This is a genomic window from Arenibacter hampyeongensis (assembly GCF_002909255.1).
Taxonomy (GTDB): Bacteria; Bacteroidota; Bacteroidia; order Flavobacteriales; family Flavobacteriaceae; genus Arenibacter; species Arenibacter hampyeongensis.
The window spans coordinates 1218797-1237472 of sequence record NZ_PIOB01000001.1 but is presented as its reverse complement, the minus strand read 5'-3'; the positions used below and the strand labels follow the sequence as shown (position 1 = coordinate 1237472).

The window sequence follows — 18676 nt, the reverse complement described above, 5'->3', positions numbered from 1 at the left end:
GTTTTTTAATTTTCTCTTTTCTGGATTACAGTCTACTAATGTTCCTTCCTTTCTCTACCAAAAGGTCTATTTCCACGATGTAAATTTGCAAACTCAACCATCCCTAACCATTACACCTTAGACACCAACACATTTGCTTCTCCTGAAATATTGTAAATAGAACTTATTTATCAGTATTTTGCTGATAAGATGCTTGGATTTTATCGTAGTATTTATTATATATTTCATCTGCTTTGAGAATACAATCTTGTTGTTCCTCGGTAGCATAAAACTTGTGTTCTTTATTCCAATTCTCTTCAAAGGAATAATAATCAATTTCCTCCGAAGGCTCTCCTTTTAAATCAGAGGCAAGTTTTGAGATAAACATTTCCCATCTTGGGAAATAAAAATCGGATAGGAGCCCACCCCACTCTCTATGGGAATAATCATGGAGATTGGAATCTTGAAATGACCATGTAGTCAATAATGTACGGGCATTAAATTCATACAAATCTTTTTCTGCCTTAGTTTGTCCCCATGCCCTAGCACTCGCTATCCACGGACCTAACATGAATTCCGTTTTCGTATTTAATAACTCGTTTTGATCCTTAATAAGCTCGAGGAACAAATCGCTGAAGGCTCTAAAACTTGAGATTTTTTTTTCAGCGTATGCTTCAGTCATCTTAGTATGTACCCATTGCCCATAGTTGGCTAGAACTTGCCTGGTCACATCTACAAGATCATATTCAAATGAAGGCGAATCTTTAAACTCATTGGACTGTGCAACAAAAGCTTTCCAGGCAGGTAGAAGATCTGACGGATTATAATATAATTTTGAAGTGCCCCAAGAGGATACCTTTTCAATTTTTAAGGAAGGACGAGCACAAAACACGGATTCGGTAGTTCCCTGCTGTTCGTTGTTACGAGCCATTCTATTTGAGTATACCGTGCTTCTTAAAACTTGCCACGCTTCTTCTATATCTTGGTTTTCTTTACCGTACCGACTAAAGGCATAATCATTTAACCATTTGCTCAGGTCAACTTTATTCTTTCTCCATTTTAATTCAAATTGAAGCTCGTACATCACTGGGTTATTTTCAATAGCTTCAGGTATTACACCGACACCATTTGTATTTGTTAGTCCAGGATGATTTAAAATACGATTAAATTCATTTACCGTCGCATCCATTCTTCCAAAAAGACCCGTATTCCCTCCAAAATTACCGATTATGCCCCAAATAAAAGGCTTATCACCCCAGTTGTTATGCATTTCAAATTTTGGATAATTATTGGCCTCCAAATCAAGTATAAGCACATCATTATCATTTATTAAATTGAACATTTCATTCATCGGGTTGTGCCCCCAGGCCATAAGAACCCATTTAGCCTTTGGAGAGGATTTATGCATATTTTTCAAAATATTCTTACCAGCCTTTGGAACATCAATCCCTAGGGTAGATCCCCCCTCATGAAAAGGATCTCCCGAAAAATACTCTGAAGAACCAAAAAGTTTATCCTGTTCCTCATAAAATATAGAAGCTATTTTATCGAATAGAGGGTCTGTGGGAGCCAAGAATGCCGGTCTCGTGAATCCTCCAGCCCATATCCCTTGATCTCGAATGTCCGCATCAGGATATTTCTCAATAAGCGAATTTGGAACCATGCCATAAAAAGCTGGCAAAATCGGCTTCATTCCAAAAGCTTTCATTCGTTCCAATATTTTTTTCTGTAAATCGACATGACCGTCTATCCAGTTTTGCGGCAAAGGCCCTCCCCATCCTTCAAGGTTTCCCATAAGCCACCATGAATTAAATGCCGGCCCAGGCAAAAAAACGTCTATTTCTTCTTTTGTATAGCCTAATCTATTTAGCGTATTCTGCCAAGTCGCCTCCGCCCCTGTTATGGCCAAGGGCAGGTCTACCCCATTCAATGCCATAAAGTCGATTTCTTTTTCCCAACGTTCCCAATTCCAAAAAGACATGGAATAATTAAATGTACAATAATTCAGATAATAGGAGTTATCGACAGAACTTTCTTGTCTTATTTTCTCCTTTACCTTTGGCAGTTCTTTGGGCAGACTTATATCAAAGTTATCCCATGTTGGACGAACATGGCAATAATATCTTAGGTACCAATTAAGGCCACTTGCCATGCTGATCTCATTATTTCCAGAGATTTCTACCTTGCCATCTTTTGTCCAGATTTCGAAAACATCAGTATCACCTTCTTCCAAAATTTCCTTGAAAACGAAGCTATTTTTGTGCTCTGGTAATCTGCGTTCCAAAAGCCCAGAAATAGCTGGAAACTTGCTATTGTTAACTTCTTTTACATTATTACTGCAATTTAAAAACCCCGATGCAATACATATTATTATTAATTGTAAGAGTACTTTTTTTGAAAGAGCCATATCTATTTCGTTTTGATTTATTAGACCTGTTTGAACCTTAATTTTACTTTCGAACACGAATTTCCATACTTATATTTTCCAATTTTTGAATTTGCAGCATGGCTATAAGATTAAACCATGGTACTTTATCACTTCTAATCTATAAATTGAAGGCGCTTCACAGTTTTATTATTTTTTGCGCGATTAGCTTTTCATTATTATCATTAGTAAAAACTAAAATAAATACTCCGGATGCCAGTTGTTGCAATGGAATTATTACTTCACCTTGAGCCACATCAATTTCCTTATCCAGCACTTTGGTACCATACATTGAAAATGCACTGAAATTTAATCTTCCTTTAAAATCATCAATGCTCAGCGTCAATTCATCTTTTACAGGAACAGGGAATAATCTATAAACCAATTTTTGGGACTGATCGATCTTTGAGTGTATATTATTATTTGTATCGTCAACATCTTCAAAACTTAAATATCCATCACCATCTTTATCTTCATAAAAAAAATATTTCGATTGGGAAAATGCTTCTTTACCAATTTCTTCACCTGCAATTCGACCCACGATATCATCCATGGGCGGGTGTATGCCTCCCCAGATACGGGATAGACTGCATTGATCTGATGCATCTTGATATGTTGCCCATTGCAAAGTTAAATCAGCACTTGGGCCATCTTCAAAAACAAGAAATTTATTCTTTTCCATACTAAAAGTTCCCATTCCACCCGGAAAGAACTTGCTTCCAGTGAGCTCGGTCAATACTTCTGCACCAGCCCTTGAAAATGTGGAATGTCCCGAGATATATCCTCCAAATGGTGGTGTTACAAAAGAAGGCCTTTGGTAAGGCACCCAATTTTCCGCAAGAATCCAACCTACCCCGGCAATATCTGTATCTGGGTTTTCAATTAAATTACTCCCTTTCCATGCATACAATTTAATTTTACCAACATTCTCGTTGTTGATACCTGCCAATACGTCGTCCTTCTGTACTACCTGAATAAATCCAGATAACAATGGTATACCTTCAGTGTGGTAACTAGGAAGACTCCTGTCCGAGCTCTGTCCCTTTGATGCCATATATCTAATGGCCGAAATAGGCCTTATATTATCATAATACCCTTTTAAACCCCAAGCAGTGATAGCAGCATCGTGCATGGCCCCAGCCAAGACCATATAGCTTTTTACATCCCATTCAAGGTTTGATAACACCTCTCCTTTACCATTGAATTTTTTCTCCGTCATTGGATGATCGCTCACATAATTTAGAATCGTAAACCAATGTCCCGGAGGAGTTTCAGAGTTGGGGCCGTCTGCCCAAAATTCGGCTAAGACGCGTGTATAATCTCCTTTAAGAACCATTTGTGGCTCATAGGGAGCATTGGTAACCGGGTTAATTTTATGGCCCTTACCCACATCTCCGCCTTCGGTTAAATTATAAAATTCCTTATATTCTTCGAATGTTTTTGGAAAGCTGGCGAGGTCTATATTACCTATAGATGCAGGTGAAATATCAATCATTGTTCCATCAGATGGATTTAAATGTGAAGACCAAACGGACACTAAGGAAAAATTCCATTTATAGGGGTCGGCCATTCCTAATGTACCATCTGACTTTATTTCTGCCGGCCCTTCCGGATTGTGATATAGCCAATACTCTTGTCCATCTTTGTTTTTAATCGTCAATTCATCTCTTTTAAGGGCATAAGGAACAACCCTGCCCCACTCTGGGCTCAAAAACTCGGGTGTGCTGGCGCCAATTACATTTCCACTTTGATCGATAAAATTAGTCAAGGCCAAAGGCTGCCAGTTATTGGGGTAGGTAATTGTAGGGTTACCGGGTTCATTAACCACTAAGGGATCGTTCTTTGGTTGATAATATTTATTGGCGTATTGGTTGATTTCATTAGAACCATCCTGCAATCCGAAGGCAATAAGCTGTTCCCCCAAATAATTGCCAAGTGCAGCAGGACTTCCTTCCGAATAATTTGTTGAAGTAAAGTTGAAATCGTACCCCAATTCCTGCATCAATGCCTTATAACTTTGAAGTAGGCGAATGGAACCGGGAGCATCCTTAAAACGATGGTTAAGCAAACGAAAACATGCATAGCTCATTGCCTCTTTTTGCGCGGCCTCCTCATTGCCAGGGATTGTTATTCCAGAGAAGTCCACTTGATAATTGCCGATTTTGTTTCCTAAAAAATAAGGTTTTGCTTCATTATTGAACACTGTGAACGCATCGTACATAGCAATTGAAGTATGAAAAAGATTTCTAGCATGCACTGTTGGACGTGCGTAATCGTTACGTATAGATTCCAATAGCAATTCATTCCATCTTCTAGCAACCGACAGTCCGTTAGCTTCACCTCCAGTGCTTTCTCCGCCACTAGTTTCACCATTAAAGTCTAATTTCGTAATGCGTATGGTTCGGTATGGATTAGTTGCCAATGTATCTCTATATATTCCCGGAACATTTTGTGATTCCCCTTCTAAAAAGGCTGTTTCTCCTTGTTTTAAGGATACTTTATTAGGTTCCAAAACGAAAAGCTCTCCGTTTTCAACAACCCGAAACCTTTTTTTAACAGATAAATTGTTAAACGTTGTAGTATTACCTCCTGGCCAAATAACATTTAATTTATCGACACGAGTATAGTCCCCCAATCCAAAATGCTGGGTCTTACTCTGTGTGGACATAAACGAACCACCTCCGTACTGTTCCTTTGAAAATGTTCTGCCACTTACTTCAATCTCTATAAAACTACCATAACCATCTTTATTGTTTGAGGTACCTTGTAATTCTACTTGTATCCAGTTGGCATTGCTATTATTAACATTTTTATACAACAGCATATGCCTTGGAGTTTCCCTTTCTATATCCAAAACCGCAGCTGCATAATCTACACGACCATCATTATCAAAATCCGACAATGTCAAGCCCCTACTATTATATACGCTTGCAACCCCCTCTGCTTCAGAAACATCTTGGAAAGCAGCCCCATTACCCCTAAAAAGTTTATTTTTATGCTCATGCCCATCACTTAGCCCTATAGGACCGTTCATAACCAATAAATCGAGATATGTGTCATTGTTGTAATCGGTAAAAACAGATCCCCAACTTGTACCATCATCTACTGTGATGCCTAATTCCATGGCTCTATCAACAAAAGAATCATTTTCATTTACAAAAAAATTATTAGGGCCGGTATCGGAACTATAATAGTCCATATCACCATCCTCATCAAAATCTCCGATTCCTATCGACATGCCGTCCATTGCTTCATTATATCCAACAGTAGCTGATATCTCGGTAAAAGAATTATTAGGATAATCATTTTGAAAAAGTTTGTTTGGCAGAATTATATTTCCAAAATCGTTAACAACAAAAAGGTCCGGGTCATTGTCTCTGTCCCAATCTGAAAATGCCACTGCCCAAGTTGCTCCTTTACCATCGTCTCCCACTATTTGGGAGCTAATATTAGAAAATGTACGGTGGCCATTGTTTTTGTAAAACACATCTTGTGTAATAGCTCTATAATTACCTACATATACATCTAAATCTCCATCAAGATCATAATCCCCTACCGCTATTGAAGTCCCATAAAACGTATCGGAAAGTCCAGAAGTGGTATTCGCAATTTCAAACGAATTGCCGTGATTGTTCCATAGCACATAACAGGTATCGTCCATTTTGGTTGAAATAAAAATATCGGAATATCCATCATTGTCCAAATCGGCAGCATATGCCCCCATCGTATCTATGTTTGCCACTTGATCAATTCCTAATGCTTTGGAAACATCCTTAAAATCTCCATTGCCCAAATTCTCAAAAAGCTTATCTGGTAGCCCACCGCCAGTAACATAAAGGTCATCCCAGCCATCGTTATTAAAATCGAAAAAAGCGACCGAGCCTCCCTCTTGATTTACATTAAAAAAATGATGTGTAATGCCCGCATCTCCACTAACTTCCTTAAAAGATTGTGCATATATTTTCTCAGTCCCTTTAAAGATTAGGATTACAAAGCAAGGAATCAGGAGGCATTTTTTCATCATCATTGCTTATTTAATTGTACCAATTGAAGCTGGTCATCATTTTTGGTCACTATTATATGTGGCCTCCCATTGATTTGAATAGCCGCTATTTCTTTGACATCTCCTTTCACGTTGAACCCACTTTCATAAGGAAACTGTTGTTTAAAACTTCCTTTGCCATCACCTAATAGCACTAATCCATAACTGGCATCATTCCTGGGTGTTTCTATTTCCGATTGATATAAATTGCCCACTAAGACTATGTCCAAATGCCCATTATTATTAAAATCTTTTATGAAAAGGTCGTTTACACTTGAAATTTGAGCCAAAAAGGGTAAGGGATTAGTTGCAAACGTACCATCACCATTGTTTTGAAAATAGCTACTGGAAAATGTCTTCGCCTTGAGATTAAGAGCTTCACCCATTTTATTCTTTCCTACAATGTCTTCTATAGTAGCTTTGGCAAATTCTTCATAAGAGCCGAATTTCTCATTTATATAAGGCATTTGATCAGACGAACATTGGCGACCTCTTAACGGAAAGAGTTTTCCTTCCTCGTGAAAACCTAGTACGATATCTAATTTCTTGTTTTGATCAAAATCCGAAGCAAATACCTCAAAAGGCTGGTCTATACTGGCCTTATATTTGTAGTTGTTTCCCAAATTTCCAGCAACGATGTCCATGTCGCCATCACCATCAAAATCTGCGGTATCTATACTATACCACCACCCTTCGGTATCTGTAAGTCCATTCTTTTCTCCATCAGATTTTTTAAAATGCCCATTGTTGTTCATAAAAATCGTTACGGGCATCCATTCCCCGACGACTATTAAATCTTCATCTCCGTCTCCATCAATATCCGTCCATTGCGCATCGGTAATTAAGCCTAAATTTTCCAATTCAGGTGCTATACTTTCCGTAATAAGGCTAAACTTGCCATTTTTATTCTCTAACAAATATCCTGAAGCAGGCAACGGATAGTCCTGAGCAACGACCCTACCTCCGACAAAAAGATCCAAATCACCATCATTATCAAAATCGGAGGCTCTTACTTTAGAACCACTAAATCTTAAATCGGGAAGATTTTTTGAGTTATCTGAAAATTGCCCCTTACCATCATTTAAATATAAACGATCTCGATAGGCTTCATTACCATTTTCATACTCATTACCGCCATTCACGATATATAAATCTTGATGTCCGTCATCATTAGCATCAAAGAAAAGTGAAGCTACATTCTCTTGATTGGCATGGGCAACCCAAGGCCCACTTTTCTCAACGAATATGCCCTCTTTTTGCTGTATATAAAGCACGCCGGATTGTTCCTTAGCCCCGCCTACGTAAAAATCGTCCAACCCATCCGAATTTACATCGGCTACTGAAATACCTGGTCCAAATTGAGAATATTTATGTGGAAGTAGTAACTGTACTTTATAATCGTCAAAATAATTTTCGCGATGGGAGAATGTTATGCCATGATCTTCAGCAGAAACGGTTTCGAACAGTTTTGAGGCACTTGCAGCTCTATTTTTTCTCTTTTTGGCATCTTCGTATTTTACCAGTATTTCTTGATTGGATTTTACTTGGGTAAGTAATTGCTCCATACCATTTGGCCATTGTACAAAAACACTATCTATTTGATGTTGCTGTCCCAATCCAAAGTGTAACCCAGAAGGAACCGAGGATCTATATCCCCTTACCATATAGTGTTCAGCAAATTGTTTTGTATTATTGGGTAAATAAACTGTAACCCTAGCCCCTAAACCAAAATCATTATGCTTAGATCCTTTTAGATTTATCTTTATAAAATTATTACTTAATTTAAAATTGGTATTGTTCCTGTAAACAAATGCCTCTTGGTCTATATTGTTTACAACTATATCCAAATCTCCATCATTGTCCAAATCGGCATAGATTGCACCATTCGAAAATGAAGTTTCCAGCATACCCCAATTGGTAGATTTGTCCTCGAAGTAATAGCCATCTAAATTTTTAAATATTTTATTAGTTAATGTTTTTATTGGTATATGCTCCAATAGGTCCTTCATAAGATACGGGATTGTTTCCTTTGTCCATTGTTGTGAGTTATACTTTTTCTCTTGATATTTTTGAAAATCCTTGTTTCTAAAATTCCTACGGAACCCGTTACTTACAAATAAATCTTTGTAACCATCGTTGTCAAAATCTGCCAATAATGGAGCCCAACTCCAGTCGGTTGCATCTATTCCCGCAATTTTGGCAACTTCGCTAAACAGGCCATTGCCCATGTTTAATTGTAAGGTATTATACATATATTGATGGTGAAATCCTGCCTTTACAGCATTATTGAAGCCTACAGGGTTCATTCCTGCCATATCTGTTTTAATATCGAAGTTGTTAGTATTCGCCATATCCAAAGAAACAATGTCCAGTAGCCCATCATTGTTGATGTCGGCTATGTCATTGCCCATGGAAAAATTAGTGATATGCCCAAAGGCGTCTAGTGACTTTTCGGTAAATGAACCATTCTTATTATTAATATATAGGTAATCTTTCTCTATAAAATCATTTCCTATATAAATGTCTGGCCAACCATCTTGATTAACGTCACCAATTCCAACACCTAGTCCAAAACCCAATGCATGACTATAAATTCCAGCCTCATTAGTTACATCCTTAAAATAAAATTCATCGTTTCTATAAAGCCTGTCTCCCGCTTTTGCACTTTGTTTAGAAATAATTGCCGTGGTATCCTTTAATTCCGGATAATTAATTAAATGATTGGTAACTAGCATGTCTAAGTCACCATCTAAGTCATAGTCAAAAAAAACAGATTGATTTGATTGTCCTCTGTCGTTTATTCCCAAAACCATTGCGGTTTCAGTGAAAGTGAGATCTTTATTATTAATGAACAACTGATTGGCAGTTTGCGTTAATTTAGAAGTTCCCGTATAACTAACATAAATATCCAAATAACCATCACCATTGATATCTACCATTGAACTTGCAGCTGCACAACCATTATGACCCCCAGTCATAGCAGTCTCAGTAATATCTTTAAATTTAAAATTTCCTTGATTCAGGTAGAGTTTATTCTTTCCTTGGTTCGAAACAAAATAAAGATCTACCAAACCATCATTATTGATATCTCCTGCGGATACACCCCCTCCATTATAAAAATATTCACTACGGAGAATATTGTCATCATATTTTTCCACCAACTTGTTCTGAAAAGCTATTCCTGTGTCTGTGGGAGAAAGCAAAGAAAATAATGGCAATTCCTTCTCATTACTATTACAACTTGTAAACAACAATTGTAAAAACAATCCGAGTGCTAGTAAGTATAAATAATCGCTTTTTTTCATTATTTCGTTGATTAACAAATGATTCTTTGCCAGAAAAGGACAGGGCTTTTAAAGGCCCTGTCCCACTCCTAAAACTAACTTCAACAAACAACTCAAAACATTTAATATCCAGGATTCTGTTCTATCTTCGGATTAGCATTAATAGCATCTTGTGGAATTGGAAACAATAAATGTTTTTCAGCAGCATCTGGAACTGTTTCTAATACTCTGTTACGAGCATAATCTAAAAACTTGCCATGGCGTATCAAATCTTGTCTTGACCAACCTTCACCTAAAAGTTCTTTTCTTCTTTCTAAAAGTATAAAATCTCTAAAAGCTGATTGACTTGCTGTCGCAGATGCAGGAATTGGACCTGCATTGGAACGATCGCGAATTTCTTGCACTAATTGTATTGCTTCACTATCTACTGCCGTTAGTTCGTTTAACGCTTCAGCTCTTGCTAGTAATACATCTGCATATCTATAAAATACATAGTCGTTACCGTGAGCCGTACCTTGTCTGTTGGGATCTATATCATATTTCAGATAAAGCGCTCCAGAAACCAAAGTTCCATTAGCACGCATATCGGTTTCAACTCCGTTTGCGTCCAACCAGGAAATTGGAAATAATGCTTTACGTTCATCTTGATCATCGTATGCATCGTACATTTCCCATGGCACACGAAGACCTCCCCAACCTTGTACTGTACCTACTGGAAACGCATCGGTTCCATAATCTCCAGGCACAGAAGAAGTAACCGTAAAGTTTACAGGACCATCATTTTCGTTTGAAGTTCTTGGCTGTGCCCAAATTACTTCATCATTTGCTTCGTTTAAAACACTAAATACTGAGCCTGTAGTTTGTTCTAATGAATAACCTTCAAGCATTATGTCAGCAGTAATTGCTTTAACTTTTGCCCAATTTTTTTGCATTAAATATAACTTCATCAAACCCGTCATTGCGGCCCCTTTTGTTAAAGCACCATATTTGGCAGATGGCAGATCATTTTTGCTAACAAGGTCTGCTTGAGCTTCAATTAATTCCGTTTCAATAAATGTATCCATTTCTGCTTTTGTCCATCTTACAGGGTCAAATTCGGTAAATGGGTTTTTGGTAATTGCAGGGTCAACAACCAGAGGTAATGGTCCATACAAATCGTAACCAAAAAGAGTCATAAGTGCTCTTGCTGTTCTTACCTGAGCAATATAGCCTGCCTTAACATCGTCTGGAATATCAATTCCTTTAATATCTTCTATAACATTCGTTGCAAAAGCTACAGAGGGTACTACGGCAAAATATGTCTCCGCATATTCATTTTGTGTTAATGCAGACCATGTAAAGTCGTTTAATCGCACCCATTCTGGTGGAGTCCATACTATAAAAAATTGGCCCCCAACCATATCGCTAATAAAAAACCCTTTATAATTAAGAAAGGTTCCTGTCCATCCGGTATTAAAACGGTCATATACTGCATTTGTTAATGCTTGAGCATCACTTTCCGTTTTAAAAAATGTAGAAGGATCTATCACATTAAAATTTTTAGGCTCCAAATCACCTTCACAGGCAGAGAAAAGGAACAAAATGCCTAAGCCAATGGCTCCAACAATTAGGCGGATCTTTTTTTTGATATATATATATTTCATAGTATAATTTTTAAAAAGTAACATTAAGGCCAATCGTAAAGGACCTTTGATTAGGATATGCCCCGATACTGTCGAACTCTGGGTCTATGCCAGTATAATCGGTAATTAAGAATACATTCTGGGCATCTACATATATTCTTGCTTTACTTACCACATTCCCGAATACTTTATCTTGAAAGGTGTAGCCCAAAGTCACGTTCTTTAACCTTAAAAAACCGGCGTCTTCCCAGAACAATCTGTCTGCACTTCCCGGCGTACTGTCTACCGTTCCCGCGGGAATTTCTGAAGTGGTATTTGCAGGTGTCCACCTATCGGTAAATTCGGCTAGGACATTTCTACCCTCCCTTAGGCTGCTAGCCCGTAGCAAATAAAACGACCTTGTTTCATTGAACCTAAGTCGATCTCCCATACCCTGTAAAAAGAAACTCAAATCCAATCCCTTATAACTTAAGTTGTTCGAAATACCATATGCAAATCCTGGAGAAGTGGTACCTATAAAAATTCTATCGGCCGGTGTTATTTGCCCGTCAGGTCCTGGTATTAAATTACCCTCATCGTCCACCCCATTGATATCCTTAACTATGGGTTGCCCTGGTTTAATATTTGGTTGGTGAGCCGGTATTGGGTCGCCTATTTGCTGAATACCTTGATAATCATAAATCCAAACAGCGTTCAACAAATCGCTATCTGTTTCGTAAGGTTGTAATATGGCAGCTGGATCCCGCTCGGTCCAACGGTCTTTATAAGTTCCTAAATTAAAACCAGTATCCCATTTGAAATTACCCGTCAAGTTTTTGGTCTGCAAAGTGACTTCCACCCCTGAACTTTTGGTCGCCCCAACATTGAAAGCTATTTGACTGATAGGTAAAAAGGTTTTAAGTTGTTTAGTCCCCAATAAGTCAGATACTTTCTTATCAAAATAATCCACACTACCCGAGATTCTATTTTTAAACAGAGCAAAATCCAATCCAGCATTAATCTCGGTATTGGTCTGCCATTTAAGGTCTGGGTTTTCATAACGTGTTTGTTGTACCCCAAATTCAGGAGATTGGTTTGTAGCACCGTAAATATAATTGCCCCGGGTCTGATATAATGCCGTAGCACCGGTTATGGCATTATTACCGGTCTGTCCATAACCCACACGAAGCTTTAAGTCTGAAAACGTATTTTGGTTGGCCATGAAGTTTTCGTTGATTATTCGCCAAGCCAAAGAAGTGGAAGGGAATACTCCCCATCTGTTGTTAGCTCCAAAATTTGGTGAACCATCCCTTCTTATCGATGCCGTAAGTAAATATTTGTCCTTGAAAATATAATTCAGCCTTCCAAAATAGGATGCCAACTCGTCAAAAGTTTTGAATGATCCCACAAGAGGATTACCTATTCCTGCATTTAAATCATTGAACAACAACCCATCCGTAATAAAATCATTGTTCCCTGAATTGAATCCTTCCCTATTAAACTCCTGATACTCGTAACCACCCAAGACCGTCAGATTGTGGTCATCACCAAACAACCTATTGTAGGTAAGGGTAAAACCGAACAACTGGTCATTTCTCTTATTAAAAAATTTACTAGCGGTCCCATTTTCAGATGCACCAAAAATATTGGTCGTAGGGGAGTAAAAATTTCTTGTAGCACTCCTTTTGTCAACACCTACTTTTACCCCGGCATTTAAACCCTCCACAATTTTTACATCTACAAAAGCATTTGCAAAGAGTCTTTCCGTAACGGTCTCATCCTGAATGTCCAATAAAGAGACTGGATTTGCCAAAGTACTACTGAAACTAGTAATGGGATGTCTGGAAAAATTACCATTTTCATCCTTTATAGGAGGAATCGGGGAAAAATCTATGGCACTGCGTAAAGGAGCAGCAAACTCATTATTTCCGCTCCCTAAAGGCACATTTCTGTTCTTAATGGTACTGGCGGTAAGGGTAAGTCCAAAATTTATATGTTTTCCAATTTTTTGGTCCAAATTCAGTCTTCCGGTAATCCTATTCAGATCACTGTTTTTGATTACCCCTTGTTGGTCAAAGTAATTGATAGAAGACAAATATTTGGTATTTTCAGTACCACCATTGATGGAGATATTCTGTTGATGTATAAAACCACTTTGCGAAATGGCATCGAACCAATCGGTAGTCTGGGAGGCATTGGCGATTTCCTCAAGGGTATAGGCAGCTGGATCGCCATGGTCTATTAAGACCTCGTTCCTTTCGGTCATATATTCCTGGGCATCCAGAAGATCCAACCATTTAGAAGTGGATTGGGCGGTATAATTAGAGGAGTACTCAACTTTAACGACCCCTTCTTTTCCCCTCTTGGTGGTAATCAGAATTACACCGTTTGAGGCCCTTGAACCGTAGATTGCGGTGGCACTTGCATCTTTCAATATTTCTATTGAGGCAATATCATTAGGGTTAATGTCGTTTAAAGGGCTTCTAAAACCTGCATCACCAAATCTTCCAATATTCTGCTGCTCAATACTTCCACCCACTGGAAAACCATCGATGACATATAAAGGCGCGTTACTTGCACCCACATTCGCAGCACCTCTTATCAAGATATTTACACCCGCACCAGGTTGACCACTGGCAGTTGTGATGGTCAAGCCAGCTGCTTTTGATGTCAAAGCCTGTTCTACGGATGTGTTAGTGCTGAGTGGCAAATCTTCTGCCTTTACGGTGCTGACAGCACCAGTAAGGTCGCTCTTTTTTATGGTGCCATACCCTACAACAACCACTTCATCTAACCCGGCCGTACTTTCCTTCAAGTTTACAGTAATATTAGACTGCCCGCTGACCGAAATTTCCTTGGTGGCGTAACCTATAAAGGAAATCACCAAAATAGCGTTCTCATTAGTCACATTAATAGAAAAATTCCCATCAAAATCGGCTTGAGTACCATTTGTAGTTCCTTTTTCAAGAATGTTAGCTCCCGGTAAGGGTATTTCTTCATCATCCGTTATGGAACCACTCACTTGAAATTGCAATTTCTTATCCAAGATCCTACTTGAACTACTTTCCGAGGAATCCGTTGATCTTTTTTTCACTACAATAGTAGAACCATCTGTGAAGTTGTAAGTAAAACTTATCGGGGAGAGGCATTTGTCCAAAAGATCCCCCGCTTTGATAACTCCCTTTTTTAGGTCGATATTTGGAGCCGTTTTCAGGAGGTCGTGTCGATAGATAAACTTATAATCGGTCTGCTTATTGATTAGCCGAAAGACTTGTTTAATGTTCAGGGTTACATCTGAATCGACAATAATCTCTGCATTTTGGCCTGTCCCATTAATAGGGTTTAGCGCAAATGAAATCGTACAAAATAAGAAAATAATGGATTTCATAAAAAGGCGTAATAGAACTTTGCCAAATAGGCAAGGTGGTCGGTTGATTAATTTAATTTTCATAAATTTGTAATGGTTTAATTGAACATTGTTTTAATTGATCTACTTGGAAAAAGGCCATTGCTGTGGAAGGTGCTGGCCTTTTCCTTTTTTATTTAATAATAATTGTTTTATCGTCAATTTCAAATTGTATCTGCCCCTCACTTGTGGCCTCTATAAGCTTAAGAATATCCTCAACTGCCTCGGTTCTTTCCAATATTCCCGTAAAAACAAACTTCTTGTGTTTGGCATTCGCAAAAACGACCTCAGTATCATACCACCTTGATAAGACCGTCAATATTTCCTCCAAGGGTTTTTCGTTAAAAGAAAACAAACCTTTCACCCATGAAATTTCCTGAGAAACATCTATTACCTGAATCTTTATATTATTACTTTCAGGACCAATTTTCGCTTGTTGATTGGGCGTCAAGGTTTCACTAACCTCTCCTTTTTTAATTCTAATTTTTCCTTCCACCAAGGTAGTGGCCATTAACTGATCATTAATATATGCTTTAATATTAAACTCCGTTCCCATTACTTCTATTTCCTGGGATTTCGTCAGCACATGAAATGCTGCTCCCTTGTGCTCGGTACTTGGAGAAACCTTAAAGTAAGCCTCGCCATATACTAATTCTACCTTACGGCTAGTGCCCTCTTTAAATTCTACCGGATATTTTAATTTAGTTTCAGAATTCAACCAAACTTCTGTACCATCAGATAATTTAACAAAAAACTGACCTCCCCTAGGGATTGTAAGGTAATTGTACAACTGCTCCTTTTCTTCACTTTTGCTTTGCCCGTTATCTTCATATACCAATTCCTCCCCATTACTACTGGCTTTCCCAGTTTGAAATTTTTTTCCTTTTTCCAAGGCTACCTCATCTCCATTTTCAAGGGTAAGGATGGCCTTATCAGTACCCGCTATAATTAAATGTGGTTGTTTGTCAGTTTCTGGTGTATTTACTTGACTGCTGTTATATAACATGTAATAGGCCATGCCAAACATCAGCATAATGGAGGCCGCAACCGCCATTTTCTTATATAGGCTTACCCTTCTAGTCTGTTTGCCCTTTTTTAACCTTGTTTTAATGTTCTCCTTGGCCTTATTAACATCGTATTCTGTCATGGAAAGTGTACTTAGGTATTGTGTTTTTACAAAACTATTGAAGACTTGTATGCCCCTCTCATTCTTAAGAAAATCTTCCAATTTTTCCAACTCGGAATGATTTGCTTCTTGATTTAGAAACTTAACTATTATTTTTTCTGTTTCGGTCATTTGATTTTCAACACTTGTATACCTACTACGTTCAAATTTTTAATACCCCTCTATTTTTTTGTGATTATTTTAAGATATTTACTAATATTGCTTGCTCATGTTATGAATAACCTGTTTTTAATGGACAGTAAAAGAAATCTATTTTTGGCCCACAGATTAATCTCAGGCGATTCAAAAGCCTATGATTTCTTAATGGGCTTTTATTACCAAAGTTTGTGCGCTTATGCCCAATCCTTATGCCACGACCATGCCTTGTCCGAAGATATTGTTCAAAATGTATTTGTTAAGATGTGGGATAAAAGAAAAAAAATTAATCCAGACTTATCAATTAAGAGTTATTTATATAAATCGGTCTATAATGAGTTTATTGATCAATACAGAAAAAATAAACCTGTAATTTATCTGGAGAAAAAATATTTTGAGGCTATTGATTTGGTGGTTGACATAGAACCTGAAGAATTGGAAAATTTGATTAAATTGATGAATATCGAGATTGAGAAATTGCCTTCAAAATGCAAGGAAATATTTTTAATGAATAAAAAGGAAGGCCTTACCCATACCGAAATCTCCGAATATCTTAATATCTCCATAAAAACTGTGGAAGGCCATATTACACGGGCCTTTAAAATCCTGACTGAAAAATTGGGCACAAAAATGGAAGCCGTACTTTTTTTACTTTTTAATTTTAATAAACAAAAAGGATAGTCCTTCTTTAGATAAAGTAATTTAATTCTGCCTAGTTGTCTAAAGGGATTGTTGAACTATTCCAATACCATTATTACTAAAGTTGCATTTAGTCCAATTTTGGATTACCTCTAATTCTTCGATGGTAATCAAAAAGTTATTCCGACATTTTCTTGGTTTTTGTTCATATTTTACCTTAAATTGTAGAAAATATTTATTGTTTAACCAGAGTACACGGTCCGTACAGGGTTTTACAGTTTTTTGACTTAGATAGAAAATATTTTGGGTTATATATAGTATTTCTTGGTTTTTAGACCAAACTCATAACCCGAAGGTCACTGGTTCGAGTCCAGTTCCCGCTACTAGGAAAGCCTTTCAGAAATGAAAGGCTTTTTTTATGGAGTATGCTTGGCAAGTGTACTTGCTTAAGCAGACGACATAAAAAAAAGCCAACGCATTAGCGTTGGAAACTTTTCTAGTAAAACCTCCCCCTAAGGCCCTTTCCGAAGTGAAACGAAGGAAAGAATCCAGTTCTCACATTTATACTTGGTACAATATTGGCTTTGGTGCAAAACAAAAAAAATCGGGCGCAGAGCGACCATGGTTTTCTTAGTTAAGACTCTCAAAGGCCCTTTCCCGAGCATAGCGGAGGAAAGAATCCAGATCCCTAAATTGTTTTTGGCTTACCCGGCATTAGATCTGGCCCCCTCGTTTTCTGTTTAAAGTTACCCCCAAGACCCAGAGACCCTCACCTCTCATCTCCTCACTTATGGCAGAAGTAGTTGGTCAGGGTCTCTGGGCTATTTTAGTCTATTTGCTAGTGAATAGGCCTTTAATTAAGGATTTTGATTAATTGCATGGCGAACCAGATTGGTCAACCATGAACCACCTGCGCACCAGTTTTCACTCGAGGTCTCGCTTGAGGCCACTGCAACGACATAGGGTCCGTTGCTCCAAAAGCCAAACATGGGTCCGCCCGAATTACCAGGGGTAAGATCAGCACGGGTACTCATTGACCGAGCGGGACCCAGGTCATACCATGGCTCATTTAGCTTGGCATTTCGCTGATATGTCGGCCGTATCCCTGATCCAATGCTTCCAGGGTACCCAATATTCCACCAATAAGGTTCGTTATCCCATGCACTATTGTAAGTGCGCGTACCCATCCATCCAAATAAATCGCCAATACGCTGGGAAGTAACCAAGACTGCGTAATCCTCATCTTGCTCAAACCAATCTACCGTACCTGTCACCTTAGTGTAGTACCAAATATTGGATATTGCCGTGGATGCCCTTACGGTAGCACCCGAACGATGAACCTCCACCGTGCCACCCGAATTTCCAGACCAATCCACAACGTGGCTGGCGGTTACGACATGCCGTGGGCCCACGATTACCCCTGATCCAGCTCCGGCGGCGGTAACAACACGGCAAATAGTGCCCCATGGATAGCTCAAGTCATTGTATATCCTCCGATCTTCTGGATTGAACATGGTCAGCGGGTTCGCTTCCCTACCTTTCATGGATATCTTAGGTACGATTGGGGAAATAGCCCTTTCTGGTAACGGGCTTTGGCCAAACCAAGATGGCATCATGGGAACCGTAGAGGCTACCTCTAGTCTTTCATTTCGATCTGCCTTCAACGCATTGAATTTATAGGGTTTGGGCTCCGGCAAAAGAATGGCTTCTAAATCCTTGGGGATTTTACCCGTTGGGGATTGGTTGAATTCTTTAAAAATTCGTTCATAAGAAAAAGGAGGGTCTAAATCTGGGTACCTCTTTGACCCATCATGTTTTGATTTGTCTTCTTTCATAATAATAAATTTTAAATTTTTTTTATGGGTGATAATATGCTTTCATATGACAACTATTCTTACCTTTTTGAATAATTGACTGGCGATCAGTTCAAATACCGTGTTGGGAGCCAAACGTATTTTTCGGTTAAAATTCCTGCATAA

The 18676-nt window shown here is 38.3% G+C and carries 8 protein-coding genes; 1 reads left to right on the top strand and 7 read right to left on the bottom strand.

The annotated features are described in order from the left end of the window. Positions 1–163: 163 nt before the first annotated feature. The 6 genes from CWD91_RS04860 to CWD91_RS04835 all read right to left on the bottom strand — a co-directional run bounded on the left by CWD91_RS04860 (position 164) and on the right by CWD91_RS04835 (position 16034). On the bottom strand, positions 164–2386 hold the full coding sequence (locus CWD91_RS04860) for an alpha-N-acetylglucosaminidase (RefSeq protein WP_157943718.1): 2223 nt from the start codon (positions 2384–2386) through the stop codon (positions 164–166). Positions 2387–2543: 157 nt separating this feature from the next. Then, the gene (locus tag CWD91_RS04855; RefSeq protein ID WP_103439780.1) at positions 2544–6431 is read right to left on the bottom strand and encodes an FG-GAP-like repeat-containing protein; all 3888 of its coding nucleotides are present in this window, start codon (positions 6429–6431) and stop codon (positions 2544–2546) included. Then, positions 6428–9751, bottom strand: a complete 3324-nt coding sequence (locus CWD91_RS04850) for a VCBS repeat-containing protein (RefSeq protein WP_103439779.1) — start codon at positions 9749–9751, stop codon at positions 6428–6430. Before CWD91_RS04850 ends, CWD91_RS04855 begins: the two co-directional genes overlap by 4 nt. A 101-nt stretch (positions 9752–9852) precedes the next feature. Beyond that, positions 9853–11373, bottom strand: a complete 1521-nt coding sequence (locus CWD91_RS04845) for a RagB/SusD family nutrient uptake outer membrane protein (protein WP_157943717.1) — start codon at positions 11371–11373, stop codon at positions 9853–9855. Positions 11374–11383: 10 nt separating this feature from the next. After that, positions 11384–14719 carry a SusC/RagA family TonB-linked outer membrane protein gene (locus CWD91_RS04840; RefSeq protein WP_157943716.1) on the bottom strand — a complete coding sequence of 1112 codons (3336 nt, stop codon included), beginning with the start codon at positions 14717–14719 and terminating at the stop codon, positions 11384–11386. Between the two features lie 151 nt (positions 14720–14870). Beyond that, positions 14871–16034: a FecR family protein gene (locus tag CWD91_RS04835; RefSeq protein WP_103439776.1), complete on the bottom strand. Its 1164-nt coding sequence runs from the start codon at positions 16032–16034 to the stop codon at positions 14871–14873. Between the two features lie 120 nt (positions 16035–16154). Between CWD91_RS04835 and CWD91_RS04830 the strand changes: the two genes are divergently transcribed. Further along, complete coding sequence (locus tag CWD91_RS04830; protein WP_103439908.1) at positions 16155–16739, top strand: RNA polymerase sigma factor; 585 nt, start codon at positions 16155–16157, stop codon at positions 16737–16739. Between the two features lie 815 nt (positions 16740–17554). Here the strand turns inward: CWD91_RS04830 and CWD91_RS04825 are convergent. Beyond that, complete coding sequence (locus CWD91_RS04825) at positions 17555–18532, bottom strand: trypsin-like serine peptidase (protein ID WP_103439775.1); 978 nt, start codon at positions 18530–18532, stop codon at positions 17555–17557. Positions 18533–18676 lie beyond the last annotated feature (144 nt).